The sequence below is a fragment of the Metapseudomonas otitidis genome, assembly GCF_011397855.1.
In the GTDB taxonomy this organism is placed as follows: Bacteria; Pseudomonadota; Gammaproteobacteria; order Pseudomonadales; family Pseudomonadaceae; genus Metapseudomonas; species Metapseudomonas otitidis.
Genome location: NZ_AP022642.1, coordinates 4,933,076 through 4,945,819 on the forward strand (window position 1 = coordinate 4,933,076; position 12,744 = coordinate 4,945,819).

Below are 12,744 nucleotides of genomic sequence, written 5' to 3' on the forward strand. Positions count from 1 at the left end.
CTCAGACGTTGAAGCTTTCGCCGCAACCGCACTCGCCGCGAACATTCGGGTTATTGAACTTGAAGCCCTCGTTGAGGCCTTCACGGACGAAGTCCAGTTCGGTGCCGTCGAGGTAGGCCAGGCTCTTGGGATCGATGATCACCTTGACCCCGTGGCTCTCGTAGACGAGATCCTCGGACGCCACCTCGTCGACGAACTCCAGCACGTAGGCCAGGCCGGAGCAGCCGGTGGTGCGGACGCCGAGTCGGATGCCCTCGCCCTTGCCGCGCCCTTCGAGAGAGCGACGGACATGGCTGGCGGCGGCTTCGGTCATGCTGATGGCCATAACGACTCCTCGATGATCAGATCAGACCCTTCTTCTGCTTGTAGTCCTGGACGGCCGCCTTGATGGCGTCCTCGGCCAGGACCGAGCAGTGGATCTTCACCGGCGGCAGGGCCAGCTCTTCGGCAATGGTGGTGTTCTTGATGGCAGCGGCCTCGTCCAGGGTCTTGCCCTTCATCCACTCGGTGGCGAGGGAGCTGGAGGCGATGGCGGAACCGCAGCCGTAGGTCTTGAACTTGGCGTCTTCGATCACGCCCTGCTCGTTGACCTTGATCTGCAGGCGCATCACGTCGCCGCATGCCGGGGCGCCGACCATGCCGGTGCCGACGTTCGGGTCCTCGGCGTCGAGCTTGCCGACGTTCCGGGGGTTCTCGTAGTGGTCGATGACCTTTTCGCTGTATGCCATGTGCTTATTCCTCGCTCATCAGGGGTGGCGTCAGTGCGCCTGCCATTCGACCTTGGAGAGGTCGACGCCCTCTTTGTACATGTCCCACAGGGGGGACAACTCACGGAGTTTGTCCACGGCCTCGCGCACCTTGGCGGCCGCGTAGTCGACCTCTTCCTCGGTGGTGAAGCGGCCGAAGGTGAAGCGGATGGAGCTGTGCGCCAACTCGTCGTTACGGCCCAGGGCACGCAGCACATAGGACGGCTCGAGGGAGGCGGAGGTGCAGGCCGAACCCGAAGACACGGCCAGGTCCTTGAGCGCCATGATCAGCGACTCACCTTCGACGTAGTTGAAGCTGAGGTTCAGGTTGTGCGGAACGCGGGCGGTGGCGCTGCCGTTCAGGTACAGCTCTTCCATACCTTCCAGGGCAGCCCAGAAGCGCTGGCTGAGACCACGGATGCGCTCGTTCTCGGAGGCCATTTCCTGCTTGGCGATCTGGAAGGCTTCGCCCATGCCGACGATCTGATGGGTGGCCAGGGTGCCGGAGCGCATGCCGCGCTCGTGACCGCCGCCGTGCATCATCGCTTCCAGACGCACCCGCGGCTTGCGGCGTACGTAGAGAGCGCCGATGCCTTTCGGGCCGTAGGTCTTGTGGGCGGAGAAGGACATCAGGTCGACCTTGAGCTTCTCCAGGTCGATTTCCACCTTGCCGGTGGACTGGGCCGCATCCACGTGGAACAGGATGCCGCGGGCGCGGGTCAGCTCGCCGATGGCGGCGATGTCGTTGACGGTGCCGATCTCGTTGTTCACGTGCATGACGGAGACGAGGATGGTGTCGTCGCGCAGGGCCGCCTCGACCATCGCCGGGGTGATCAGACCGTCTTCACCGGGTTCCAGGTAGGTGACCTCGAAGCCTTCGCGCTCCAGCTGGCGAGTGGTGTCCAGGACCGCCTTGTGCTCGATCTTGGAGGTGATCAGGTGCTTGCCCTTGCCCTGGTAGAAGTGCGCGACACCCTTGATGGCGAGGTTGTCGGACTCGGTCGCACCGGAGGTCCAGACGATTTCGCGGGGGTCGGCATTGACCAGTTCGGCCACCTGGCGACGGGCGTTCTCCACCGCCTCCTCGGCTTTCCAGCCGAACACGTGGGAGCGGGAAGCGGGGTTACCGAAGTTGCCGTCGGCCAGCAGGCAATCGCTCATCTTCTGAGCAACGCGGGGGTCGACCGGAGTGGTTGCGGAGTAATCCAGGTAAATCGGCAATCTCATCGGTTGTCTCCTATCAGGCGGGTGCCCTGCTCATTCGATGGCGGACACTTCAATCTTTTCGGGGCTCGAATTCCGTCCACTGGGACGACGCTGGCCATGGCGCTCGTTCTGACGCTGGGCGACTTCCTGGACCTCGTTGCGACTGACGATGTCGCTCAGGCTGATGCTGCTGAGGAAGTCGTGGATCTGGAGGCTGAGGTCATCCCACAGGTGGTGGGTCAGGCAGGCACCGCCGGAGGAGTCGCAGTTGCCCTGGCCCTGGCAGCGCGTGACGTCGACGGACTCGTTGACCGCATCGATGACCTGCGCCACGTAGATGCTGGAAACGTCGCGGGACAGCTGATAGCCGCCGCCCGGGCCGCGAACGCTGCTGACCAGGTTGCCACGGCGCAACTTGGCGAACAGCTGCTCGAGATAAGAGAGGGAGATGCCCTGACGCTCGGAAATATCTGCCAGAGAAACCGGACCTTGCTGCGAGTGCAAAGCCAGGTCGAGCATGGCTGTGACGGCGTAGCGGCCTTTGGTGGTCAGTCGCATGGGAAGTCCACGGTTCGCTGAAGTGCGAGCGAGTATGCCATTCCCGACTATTTAAGTCAACTATAAGCCTGATTAAATAAGTCGGGTATTGCGCTAGACAGGGGCGCGAATGATATCAGAATTTCACCCCCTCGCCTATCAGACCGCCGGACGCTCCGTAGCGCCCTTTTCATCCTCGAAGGCCTCGCAACGCAACTCGGGCAAGGCTGCCGCGCGGTAATCGCTACCCAGCTCGGTCAGCGCCTTGCACATGCCATCGAGGCGCTGATCCACCGCCTGGACGTGATCGAGCAGTTGACCGATGGCGCGCGCCACCGGATCCGGCATGTCCTGCCCGACGCCATAGGCATCGAAGCCGAAGCGTTCGGCGAGGGCCTGGCGCCGCGCAGCCTGCTCGGAATCCTCCTTGATGATGATCCGCGCAGGAATGCCGACCGCCGTTGCGCCAGCCGGGACGGCCTTGGTCACCACCGCATTGGAGCCGATCTTGGCGCCCGCCCCGACCGTGAACGGGCCAAGCACCTTGGCCCCTGCTCCCACCACCACACCATCTTCAAGAGTCGGGTGGCGCTTGCCCTTGTTCCAGCTGGTGCCACCGAGAGTCACGCCCTGGTAGAGGGTGACGTCGTCACCGATCTCGGCCGTCTCGCCAATGACGATGCCCATGCCGTGGTCGATGAAGAAGCGCCGACCGATCCGCGCACCAGGGTGGATCTCGATACCGGTCAGCCAGCGACCGAAGTTCGACACCAGCCGCGCCGCCCACTTCCACCCGGCAACCCACAGCGCGTGCGCGACGCGATGCAGCCAGATGGCGTGCAGCCCCGGGTAGCAGGTGAGCACCTCGAAGGCCGTGCGCGCTGCCGGGTCACGGTGAAATACACCCCGGATGTCTTCCCGCATGCGAGCCAGCATCACTTCTCCCTCCGCTTCTGGATCTCGCCGTGCGCCGCCTTCTGCGTCTCGGTGAGGATGCCGCGCAGGATGTTCATCTCGAGCTTGCTGATGGAGGCGCGCCCGTAGAGGCGGCGCAGGCGGGTCATCAGGTGGCGGGGACGCTCAGGGTCGAGGAAGGCGATGTCCACCAGGGTCTGCTCCAGGTGACCGAAGAAGCGCTCGAGCTCGTCGACCGTCACCGGCTGCACGTTCTCCTCGGCCGTGAGCTCCACCTTCTCCATCTTGGTCGGCTGGCCCTGGACCTGCAGCCAGGCCATGCGTGCCTCGTAGGTCAACACCTGCACGGCGGACGCCAGGTTCAGGGAGCCAAAGGTCGGGTCGGACGGGATATGCACATGGAACTGGCAACGCTGCAGCTCGTCGTTGGTCAGGCCGGCGTATTCGCGCCCGAACACCAGGGCGACTTCGGCCCCGTCGCTGATCTGCTCGACACAACTGGCCGCGCACTCGCGAGGGTCCAGCAGCGGCCAGGGGATATGGCGATCCCGCGCGCTGGTGCCATAGACCAGGCTGCAGCCCACCAACGCCTGCTCCAGAGTGTCCACCACCAGGGCGGATTCGAGGATATCGTCGGCACCCGAGGCGCGGGCATAGGCCTCGCGATCGGGGAACTGCTCCGGCTGGACCAGCACGAGCTTCGACAGGCCCATGTTCTTCATCGCCCGCGCGGCACCACCGATGTTGCCGGGATGACTGGTGCCGACCAGCACCACACGAATGTTCTGCAGCACGCCCGCCTGCTCCCACCTGGACTACAAAAGGGTGGGAAATCTTACAGAAACAGTCGGGTAAACACCACGAAGGCCGATGGGCGCATCTACATGGCCCGGCCTTTTCTGCTAGAATTCGCGGCTTTCTTTAACGACCCCAGGTATACGCCCCATGCAGCCCATGCTGAACATCGCCCTGCGCGCCGCTCGCAGCGCCGGCGAATTGATCTTCCGTTCGATCGAGCGCCTGGACGTGATCGCCATCAACGAGAAAGACGCCAAGGACTACGTCACCGAAGTCGACCGCGCTGCCGAGGAAACCATCATCCAGGCCCTGCGCAAGGCGTATCCGACCCACGGCATCCTGGGCGAGGAAGGCACCTCCATCGCCGGCACCGGCGAGGGCGCCGACTACCAGTGGATCATCGACCCGCTGGACGGCACCACCAACTTCATCCGCGGCGTCCCGCACTTCGCCGTCAGCATCGCCTGCAAATACAAGGGCCGCCTGGAACACGCCGTGGTCCTCGATCCGGTCCGCCAGGAAGAGTTCACCGCCAGCCGTGGCCGTGGCGCCGCCCTGAATGGCCGCCGCCTGCGCGTCAGCAACCGCAAGAGCCTGGAAGGCGCCCTGCTCGGCACCGGCTTCCCCTTCCGCGACAGCCAGCTCGACCACCTGGACAACTACCTGAACATGTTCCGCAGCCTGGTCGGCCAGACCGCAGGCCTGCGCCGCGCCGGCTCCGCGAGCCTGGACCTGGCCTATGTCGCCGCCGGCCGCTTCGATGCGTTCTGGGAGTTCGGCCTGTCCGAGTGGGACATGGCAGCAGGCGCCCTGCTGGTACAGGAAGCCGGCGGCCTGGTGAGCGACTTCACCGGCGGTCACGACTTCCTGGAAAAGGGCCACGTCGTGGCCGGCAACACCAAGTGCTTCAAGGCCGTGCTGACTGCCATCCAGCCGCACCTGCCGCCTTCGCTGAAGCGCTGAACCGCGACTGCAACGAAAAAGGCGCCTTACGGCGCCTTTTTCATGGGCGAGAACCAGCGGTTACTGGTTGACGCCGGCCTGCTGCAACGGCTGGCGCTGCGACAGGATCAGGCGACCGTCCTTGCCCACCGGGATCTGAGCACCCGGATCGTGATCCATGCGCACCTGGTTCACACGACCGTCCAGCTGGTACTGCACGTCATAGCCGACCACCTTCTCGCTGGTCTCGTGCACGGTGTTGCAACGGGTTTCGGTGGTGGTGTAGGTGTCGCTGTTCTGCATGTGCTCCTGCACCTTGTTACCCGCATAACCGCCGCCCACGGCGCCAGCCACGGTCGCGATCTTCTTGCCGTTGCCGCCGCCGACCTGGTTGCCCAGCAGGCCTCCCGCCACCGCGCCGAGCACGGTACCGGCGATCTGGTGCTGGTCCTGGACCGGCCGTTGACGGGTCACGGCGACATCCTTGCAGACCTCGCGCGGGGTCTTGATGGTCTCCTTGACGGGCTGTACCGCGAGCACCTCGGCGTATTCCGGGCTATTGCCCACAAGGCTGTAGGTTGCGACGGCGCCACCGGCGGTTACACCGACCGCACCCAGCACCGCGCCGACGAGCATCGACTTGTTCACTTGAACCTCCTGGTTTCACTCCGGGCTTTCGCCCTATGCCTTGCCTTGGATTACACGCATTCACCCAAGTTCCTACAGACCGACCAGCAACACAGCCAATGGGATGTCTTTCACAAAGCCAGAAACGAGAAAGGCCCGCTTTCGCGGGCCTTTCCGATGAAGCACACCTGCTGTCAGGGGCGCTCGTCCACTTCGGCAGTCGCGGCCGGCGGGATGAGGTCCTCGGAGGTCAGTTTCAGCCAGATGAGCACCGGCGCACTGATGTAGATCGAGGAGTAGGTCCCCACCACGACACCCACCATCAGCGACAGGGCAAAGCCGTGCAGGCTGTCGCCACCGAACAGCAGCAGCGCCAGCAGGGCCAATGCCGTGGAGGTGGAAGTGGCGATGGTACGCAGCAGCGTCTGGGTGCAGGACACGTCGATGTTCTCGATCAGGTCTGCCTTGCGCAGGACGCGGAAGTTCTCGCGGATCCGGTCGAAGATGATGATGGTGTCGTTGAGCGAGTAACCGATCATCGCCAGCACCGCCGCCAGCACCGTCAGGTCGAACGGCACCTGGAAGAACGCCAGGATGCCCAGGGTGACGATCACGTCGTGGATCAGCGATGCCACCGCACCAACGCCGAACTTCCACTGGAAGCGGAAGCCGAGGTACAGCAGGATGCCGCCCAGCGCCAGGAGCATCGCCAGGCCGCCCTGGTCGCGCAGCTCCTCACCCACTTGCGGGCCGACGAACTCGACGCGCTTCACGGTGAACTGGGTGTCGGCGTCGATCTTGCGCAGCGAAGCCGCGACCTGGTTACCCAGCTGCGGGTCTTCGCCAGCCAGGCGGACCAGCACGTCGGTGGTGGCGCCGAAGCTCTGCACCACCGCATCGCGGTAACCGGCCTGCCCCAGCTCTTCCTTGATGCGCTCCAGGTTGGCCGGCTTCTCGTAGGACAGCTCGATCAGGGTGCCGCCGGTGAAGTCCAGGCCGAAGTTCAGGCCCTTCATGAACAGGGCACCGATGCCGATCAGGCTGATGACGACGGTGATGGCGAACGCGAGGTTGCGGATCGCCATGAAGCGAATGGTTGACTTGATCATGGCTGCCTCAGATCCACAGTTTCTTGAAGTTGCGGCCACCGAAGATCAGGTTGACCTGGCCTCGGGTGAACATGATCGCGGTGAACATCGAGGTGACGATACCCAGCGACATGGTGACGGCGAAGCCCTTGATCGGCCCAGTACCCAGGGCGAAGAGGATGCCGCCCACCAGCAGGGTGGTCAGGTTCGAGTCGACGATCGCGGTGTAGGCACGGTCGAAGCCCTCGTGGATCGCACGCTGGACCCCCATCCCGTTGGCCAGCTCCTCGCGTATCCGCGAGTAGATCAGCACGTTGGCGTCCACCGCCATGCCCAGGGTAAGGACGATACCGGCGATACCCGGCAGGGTCAGGGTGGCACCGATCACCGACATCAGGCCGACCAGCAGCACCAGGTTGAATGCCAGGGCCACGGTGGCCAGCACACCGAAGAAGCGGTAGATCGCGATGATGAACAGCGACACGAAGACCATCGCCCACTCGGTGGACTCGATGCCCTTGACGATGTTCTCGGCACCCAGGCTCGGGCCGATGGTGCGCTCTTCGGCGAAGTACATCGGCGCAGCCAGGCCACCGGCACGCAGCAGCAGGGCCAGCTCGGAGGATTCACCCTGGCCGTTCAGGCCGGTGATACGGAACTGGCTGCCCAGCGGCGACTGGATGGTCGCCAGGCTGATGATCTTCTTCTCTTCCTTGAAGCTCTGGACCTCGACTTCCTTCTCGACGCCATCCACCACCTGCTTCACGTAGCGGCTCTGCGGACGTTGCTCGATGAAGATCACCGCCATGCTGCGGCCCACGTTGTTGCGGGTGGCACGGTTCATCAGCTCGCCACCGTGGCCATCGAGGCGGATGTTCACCTGCGGGCGGCCATTCTCGTCGTAGCTCGCCTGGGCATCGGTGACCTGGTCACCGGTGATGATCAGGCTGCGCTCCAGCGGCACCGGCGGACGACCCGGCTCGCGGAATTCGAAGGATTCGGTGCTGGCCTTGCTGGCATCGGCCGCAGCCGCCAGGCGGAATTCGAGGTTGGCGGTCTTGCCGAGGATACGCTTGGCTTCGGCAGTGTCCTGCACGCCGGGCAGCTCCACCACGATACGGTTCGCGCCCTGGCGCTGGACCAGCGGCTCGGCGACACCCAGCTCGTTCACGCGGTTGCGGACGGTGGTGAGGTTCTGCTTGATGGAGTATTCGCGGATCTCGGTGACCTTGGCCTGGGTCAGGGTGAGGGTCAGGACCTGCTGGTCGCCGCGCTCGCCGGTCTTCAGGTCGAAGTCATTGAAGGTCTTGCGGATCAGGGACTGGGCCTTGTCCAGGCTCTCCTGGTCGCTGAAGCCCAGCTGGAAGCCGTTGTCGACGCCCGGCAGGCTGCGGTAGCGCACGCGCTCCTTGCGCAGCAGGGTGCGGACTTCGCCTTCGTAGATTTTCAGGCGCGAGGTCAGGGCCTTCTCCATGTCCACTTCCAGCAGGAAGTGAACACCACCGGAGAGGTCGAGGCCCAGCTTCATCGGCGAGGCCCCCAGGCTACGCAGCCACTGGGGCGTGGTGGGGGCCAGGTTGAGGGCAACCACGTAGTCGTCACCCAGTGCACGGCGGATGGCGTCCTTGGCCGGCAGCTGGTCGCCCAGCTTGGTCAGGCGGAACAGGCCACCACGCTCACTGATACTGGAGCTCTTGACCTCGATGCCGGCTTCCTTCAGCGCCGCCAGCGCGCGGTCCACATCGGGCTGCTGGATCTTCAGCGCGGTGCTGGTGCCGGAAATCTGGATCGCCGGATCATCGGGGTAGAGGTTGGGTGCGGAATAGATGAGGCCGACGGTGAGGACCGCCAGGATCAGCAGGTACTTCCACAGGGGATATTTGTTGAGCATGACACCGCCCGTTATGACGCGGGGCGCCCAAGGCGCCCCGTGAATGGTGAAGATGATTCGTTAGATGGCTTTCAGCGTGCCTTTCGGCAGAGTCGCGGCGATAGCGACCTTCTGGATCTTCAGCTCGACGGTGTCGGACACCTCGATGACCACGAAGTCATCGGACACCTTGACCACCTTGCCGGCGATGCCGCCGGAGGTGACCACTTCGTCACCTTTCTGCAGGCCGGAGAGCAGGTTCTTGTGCTCCTTGGCGCGCTTGGACTGGGGACGCCAGATCATCAGGTAGAAGATGACCAGGAAACCGATCAGGAAAACCCACTCGAAGCCGGTGCCGGCAGGACCTGCGGCGGCGGCCGGAGCGGCTGCGTCGGCGTAGGCGGCGGGGATCAGAAAGCTCATGTAGCACTCCTGTTGCGGAAATTTGAAAAGTGTTCGGCTTGGAAAAATGCGGCGTTATCAGTCCAGGGGCGGTGTCGGTAGTCCGCGCCGGGCGTAGAAGGCATCGACGAAGTCGGCCAATTTACCCTGTTGAATAGCCTCGCGCAAACCAGCCATCAGGCGCTGGTAATGCCGCAAGTTGTGGATTGTATTCAACATGCTGCCGAGCATTTCGCCGCATTTATCCAGATGGTGGAGATAAGCCCGTGAGAAGTGTTTGCAGGTGTAACAGTCGCAGCCAGGTTCCAACGGCGAATCATCGTGACGATGCACGGCGTTGCGGATTCTCAGCACGCCGGTGTCGATGAACAGGTGGCCGTTGCGCGCGTTGCGGGTGGGCATCACGCAGTCGAACATGTCGACGCCACGGCGCACGCCTTCCACCAGGTCCTCCGGTTTGCCGACACCCATCAGGTAGCGCGGCTTGTCCGCCGGCAGGTGCGGCGGGAGGAAGTCGAGCACGCGGATCATCTCTTCCTTGGGCTCGCCCACCGACAACCCGCCGATGGCCAACCCGTCGAAGCCGATTTCCAGCAGGCCTTCGAGGGAGCGCAGACGAAGCTCCTCGTGCATGCCACCCTGGACGATGCCGAACAGCGCGGCGGTGTTCTCGCCATGGGCAGCCTTGGAACGCCTAGCCCAGCGCAGCGACAGCTCCATGGAGCGCTTCGCGGTGTCGAAGTCCGCCGGGTACGGGGTGCATTCGTCGAAGATCATCACGATGTCGGAGCCCAGGTCACGCTGGACCTGCATGGACTCCTCGGGCCCCATGAACACCTTGGCGCCATCCACCGGCGAGGCGAAGGTCACGCCCTCTTCCTTGATCTTGCGCATCGCCCCCAGGCTGAACACCTGGAAGCCGCCGGAGTCGGTGAGGATCGGGCCCTGCCACTGCATGAAGTCGTGCAGGTCGCCATGGCGCTTGATCACCTCGGTACCCGGGCGCAGCCAGAGGTGGAAGGTGTTGCCGAGGATGATCTGCGCACCGATGCCTTCGATATCACGCGGCAGCATCCCCTTCACCGTGCCGTAGGTGCCTACGGGCATGAAGGCGGGCGTCTCGACCACGCCACGGGGGAAAGTCAGGCGCCCGCGACGGGCCTTGCCCTCGGTGGCGAGCAGTTCGAAGCTCATGCGGCAGGTGCGCGTCATGCGAGGTCCTCGGGTCCGCGCGGAGCGGGGTTGCGGGTGATGAACATGGCATCACCGTAACTGAAGAAGCGATAGCCCTGCTCCACCGCCGCCCCGTAGGCGGCCATGGTCTCCGGGTAGCCGGCGAAGGCCGAGACCAGCATCAGCAGGGTGGATTCGGGCAGGTGGAAATTGGTGACCAGGGCATCCACCACATGGAAGGGCCGCCCGGGGTACAGGAAAATGTCGGTGTCGCCACTGAAGGGCTTGAGCTGACCATCCCGCGCGGCGCTTTCCAGCGAACGCACGCTGGTGGTGCCGACGGCGATCACGCGCCCGCCGCGCGCCCGGCAGTCGGCGACGGCATCCACCACATCCTGCTTCACCTCGAGCCACTCGCTGTGCATGTGGTGGTCCTCGATACGCTCCACCCGTACCGGCTGGAAGGTACCGGCCCCCACGTGCAGGGTGACGAAGGCGCGTTCGACTCCCTTGGCGGCGATGGCGTCCAGCAAGGCCTGGTCGAAATGCAGGCCCGCAGTGGGCGCCGCGACGGCACCGGCGTGCTGCGCGTACACCGTCTGGTAGCGCTCGCGGTCGGCGTCCTCGTCAGGGCGATCTATATAAGGAGGCAATGGCATGTGCCCGACCCGCTCAAGCAGCGGCAGCACCTCTTCGGCGAAGCCCAGCTCGAACAGCGCGTCATGGCGAGCCAGCATGGTGGCCTCGGCGCCGCCGTCGATGAGAATCGTCGAGCCCGGCTTGGGCGACTTGCTCGAACGGACGTGAGCCAGCACGCGATGGCTGTCCAGCACACGCTCCACCAGGATTTCCAGCTTGCCGCCCGAAGCCTTCTGCCCGAACAGGCGCGCCGGGATCACCCGGGTGTTGTTGAACACCATCAGGTCGCCAGGGCGCAGGTAGTCGAGCAGATCGGCAAAGCCACGGTGGGCCATTTCGCCGCTGGCGCCATCGAGCACGAGCAGGCGACTGGCACGTCGCTCGCTCAGCGGGTGGCGGGCGATCAGGTGTTCGGGAAGGTCGAAATGGAAATCGGCAACGCGCATGGTGGGTCGTCTCACAGGGGCGCGAATAGTAGCGGAATTACGCAAATCTGACCACGCAGGCGGATTGACCGCCCCAGGCGCCCTCCCTATACTGCGCCGCCATCGTGCCTCGGTGGCGGAATGGTAGACGCGGCGGATTCAAAATCCGTTTCTGGCGACAGAGTGAGAGTTCGAGTCTCTCCCGGGGCACCACGATCCTTAGGTCGCAAGACCACCTCCCCTCGTATCAATTCGTCCTTGTCTGCGCTGTTCAGCGTTCCCAGAACGACATGTCGTCGCTTGCGCACATGCCGCGTCGAAACTCGCCCGCACGGGGGATTGGCAGCCCCGGACAGTTAGCGTAGAGTGTCACGCACTGTGTTTGCATGGGTCGCTGTTGAATCGTGACCTGATGCAGTAGATCCGACAGATCCGCTACATCCCGCTCGACTTCTCTTACTCTTTGCAACCAGTTCCTAGCCCTCGGCCCAATGTCGGGCAGAGGCTGAAAATCAACTCCAGTTCCAAGGAAATTGAGACATGTCGAATCGTCAAACCGGCACCGTTAAGTGGTTCAACGACGAGAAGGGCTTTGGCTTCATCACCCCCGAGAGCGGTCCGGATCTGTTCGTACACTTCCGCGCCATCGAAGGCAGCGGCTTCCGCAGCCTGAAGGAAGGCCAGAAGGTTACCTTCGAAGCCGTCCAAGGCCAGAAAGGCATGCAAGCTGACAAAGTCCAAGTCCTGGCCTAAGTCGCTGCAAGAGAACCCCTGATGTTTCATCAGGGGTTTTTTTATGCCCGCGTTTCAGTGCCTGCCCTTAGAATGCGGCGTCTTCACACGTCACAAGGGCCCTCCATGCCGAAACACATCCTGCGCCCGGAAGGCGAGTTCCCCACAGCCGGGGCCGTTCGCCGCTTCGCCGCCATCTTCTATGACTTCCTCCTCAGCGTCGCCCTGCTGATGGTGGTCACCCTCTTCTACCAGCAGGTCATCCTGCGCTCGATCTACGGCGGCGAGCGCCTGCGGGAAATGGCCGAGCAGGGCCTGCTGGCCCACGACCCGGTCCTGTCCACCTTGCTGCTCTTCAGCCTGTTCGCCTTCTTCGCCAAGTTCTGGACCCACAACGGCCAGACCCTCGGCATGCAGGTGTGGGGTGTGCGCATCCAGAATCGCGACGGCTCGGCGGTCAGCCTGTGGCAGGCCCTGCTGCGCTTCGTGGTCGCCATGGGTTCCTGGCTCTGCTTCGGCCTCGGCTTCCTGTGGATGCTCTGGGACAAGGACAAACGCACCTGGCACGACCGCTACTCGGAGAGCATCGTGGTGCAACTTCCCAAGAGCGCTCACAAGAAATAGCGAACACGAAAAAGCCGGCT

General features: G+C 63.9%; 15 protein-coding genes and 1 tRNA gene. 4 read left to right on the forward strand and 12 right to left on the reverse strand.

Annotated features, from left to right (window positions below; genetic code table 11):
- Position 1: 1 nt before the first annotated feature.
- From iscA to trmJ, 6 genes are all read right to left on the reverse strand, one after another.
- Positions 2-325 carry an iron-sulfur cluster assembly protein IscA gene (gene iscA, locus PotMrB4_RS22820; protein ID WP_044406003.1) on the reverse strand — a complete coding sequence of 108 codons (324 nt, stop codon included), beginning with the start codon at positions 323-325 and terminating at the stop codon, positions 2-4.
- A gap of 16 nt (positions 326-341) precedes the next feature.
- The gene (gene iscU, locus PotMrB4_RS22825) at positions 342-728 is read right to left on the reverse strand and encodes a Fe-S cluster assembly scaffold IscU (RefSeq protein ID WP_044406005.1); all 387 of its coding nucleotides are present in this window, start codon (positions 726-728) and stop codon (positions 342-344) included.
- A 30-nt stretch (positions 729-758) separates the two neighbouring features.
- Positions 759-1,973: an IscS subfamily cysteine desulfurase gene (locus PotMrB4_RS22830; protein WP_172434555.1), complete on the reverse strand. Its 1,215-nt coding sequence runs from the start codon at positions 1,971-1,973 to the stop codon at positions 759-761.
- Between the two features lie 30 nt (positions 1,974-2,003).
- On the reverse strand, positions 2,004-2,510 hold the full coding sequence (gene iscR, locus PotMrB4_RS22835; protein ID WP_044406009.1) for a Fe-S cluster assembly transcriptional regulator IscR: 507 nt from the start codon (positions 2,508-2,510) through the stop codon (positions 2,004-2,006).
- A 138-nt stretch (positions 2,511-2,648) separates the two neighbouring features.
- Positions 2,649-3,425 carry a serine O-acetyltransferase gene (gene cysE / locus PotMrB4_RS22840; RefSeq protein ID WP_142014920.1) on the reverse strand — a complete coding sequence of 259 codons (777 nt, stop codon included), beginning with the start codon at positions 3,423-3,425 and terminating at the stop codon, positions 2,649-2,651.
- Positions 3,425-4,198, reverse strand: coding sequence for a tRNA (cytosine(32)/uridine(32)-2'-O)-methyltransferase TrmJ (gene trmJ / locus PotMrB4_RS22845; protein ID WP_172434556.1), 774 nt, complete (start codon positions 4,196-4,198; stop codon positions 3,425-3,427). The genes cysE and trmJ overlap by 1 nt, the downstream gene beginning before the upstream one ends.
- Before the next feature lie 151 nt (positions 4,199-4,349).
- Between trmJ and suhB the strand changes: the two genes are divergently transcribed.
- Complete coding sequence (gene suhB, locus PotMrB4_RS22850) at positions 4,350-5,165, forward strand: type III secretion system regulator SuhB (RefSeq protein ID WP_044406015.1); 816 nt, start codon at positions 4,350-4,352, stop codon at positions 5,163-5,165.
- Between the two features lie 60 nt (positions 5,166-5,225).
- Here the strand turns inward: suhB and PotMrB4_RS22855 are convergent, their stop codons facing one another.
- From PotMrB4_RS22855 to queA, 6 genes are all read right to left on the reverse strand, one after another.
- Positions 5,226-5,792, reverse strand: a complete 567-nt coding sequence (locus PotMrB4_RS22855; protein ID WP_044406016.1) for a glycine zipper 2TM domain-containing protein — start codon at positions 5,790-5,792, stop codon at positions 5,226-5,228.
- A 173-nt stretch (positions 5,793-5,965) separates the two neighbouring features.
- A complete protein-coding gene (secF, locus tag PotMrB4_RS22860; RefSeq protein ID WP_074970857.1) occupies positions 5,966-6,880 on the reverse strand; it encodes a protein translocase subunit SecF in 915 nt (304 codons plus the stop codon).
- Between the two features lie 7 nt (positions 6,881-6,887).
- Positions 6,888-8,750, reverse strand: coding sequence for a protein translocase subunit SecD (gene secD, locus PotMrB4_RS22865; protein WP_172434557.1), 1,863 nt, complete (start codon positions 8,748-8,750; stop codon positions 6,888-6,890).
- A gap of 60 nt (positions 8,751-8,810) precedes the next feature.
- Positions 8,811-9,152, reverse strand: a complete 342-nt coding sequence (gene yajC, locus PotMrB4_RS22870) for a preprotein translocase subunit YajC (RefSeq protein ID WP_044406020.1) — start codon at positions 9,150-9,152, stop codon at positions 8,811-8,813.
- 57 nt (positions 9,153-9,209) lie between these two features.
- On the reverse strand, positions 9,210-10,325 hold the full coding sequence (gene tgt / locus PotMrB4_RS22875) for a tRNA guanosine(34) transglycosylase Tgt (RefSeq protein WP_172435141.1): 1,116 nt from the start codon (positions 10,323-10,325) through the stop codon (positions 9,210-9,212).
- Positions 10,326-10,339: 14 nt separating this feature from the next.
- Complete coding sequence (gene queA, locus PotMrB4_RS22880) at positions 10,340-11,389, reverse strand: tRNA preQ1(34) S-adenosylmethionine ribosyltransferase-isomerase QueA (protein ID WP_172434558.1); 1,050 nt, start codon at positions 11,387-11,389, stop codon at positions 10,340-10,342.
- Between the two features lie 106 nt (positions 11,390-11,495).
- Here queA and PotMrB4_RS22885 point away from each other — a divergent pair.
- From PotMrB4_RS22885 to PotMrB4_RS22895, 3 genes are all read left to right on the forward strand, one after another.
- A tRNA-Leu gene (locus PotMrB4_RS22885) sits at positions 11,496-11,581 on the forward strand.
- Positions 11,582-11,908: 327 nt separating this feature from the next.
- Positions 11,909-12,121, forward strand: a complete 213-nt coding sequence (locus PotMrB4_RS22890) for a cold-shock protein (protein WP_044406025.1) — start codon at positions 11,909-11,911, stop codon at positions 12,119-12,121.
- A gap of 105 nt (positions 12,122-12,226) precedes the next feature.
- Positions 12,227-12,724, forward strand: coding sequence for an RDD family protein (locus PotMrB4_RS22895; RefSeq protein WP_172434559.1), 498 nt, complete (start codon positions 12,227-12,229; stop codon positions 12,722-12,724).
- Positions 12,725-12,744 lie beyond the last annotated feature (20 nt).

Excerpts from the sequence above, each read along its gene's own strand:
- iscA (WP_044406003.1), bottom strand. The coding sequence starts at position 325 with ATGGCCATCAGCATGACCGAAGCCGCCGCCAGCCATGTCCGTCGCTCT.
- iscU (WP_044406005.1), bottom strand. The coding sequence starts at position 728 with ATGGCATACAGCGAAAAGGTCATCGACCACTACGAGAACCCCCGGAAC.
- PotMrB4_RS22830 (WP_172434555.1), bottom strand. The coding sequence starts at position 1,973 with ATGAGATTGCCGATTTACCTGGATTACTCCGCAACCACTCCGGTCGAC.
- iscR (WP_044406009.1), bottom strand. The coding sequence starts at position 2,510 with ATGCGACTGACCACCAAAGGCCGCTACGCCGTCACAGCCATGCTCGAC.
- cysE (WP_142014920.1), bottom strand. The coding sequence starts at position 3,425 with ATGCTGGCTCGCATGCGGGAAGACATCCGGGGTGTATTTCACCGTGAC.
- suhB (WP_044406015.1), top strand. The coding sequence starts at position 4,350 with ATGCAGCCCATGCTGAACATCGCCCTGCGCGCCGCTCGCAGCGCCGGC.
- secF (WP_074970857.1), bottom strand. The coding sequence starts at position 6,880 with ATGATCAAGTCAACCATTCGCTTCATGGCGATCCGCAACCTCGCGTTC.
- secD (WP_172434557.1), bottom strand. The coding sequence starts at position 8,750 with ATGCTCAACAAATATCCCCTGTGGAAGTACCTGCTGATCCTGGCGGTC.
- yajC (WP_044406020.1), bottom strand. The coding sequence starts at position 9,152 with ATGAGCTTTCTGATCCCCGCCGCCTACGCCGACGCAGCCGCTCCGGCC.
- tgt (WP_172435141.1), bottom strand. The coding sequence starts at position 10,325 with ATGAGCTTCGAACTGCTCGCCACCGAGGGCAAGGCCCGTCGCGGGCGC.
- queA (WP_172434558.1), bottom strand. The coding sequence starts at position 11,389 with ATGCGCGTTGCCGATTTCCATTTCGACCTTCCCGAACACCTGATCGCC.
- PotMrB4_RS22890 (WP_044406025.1), top strand. The coding sequence starts at position 11,909 with ATGTCGAATCGTCAAACCGGCACCGTTAAGTGGTTCAACGACGAGAAG.
- PotMrB4_RS22895 (WP_172434559.1), top strand. The coding sequence starts at position 12,227 with ATGCCGAAACACATCCTGCGCCCGGAAGGCGAGTTCCCCACAGCCGGG.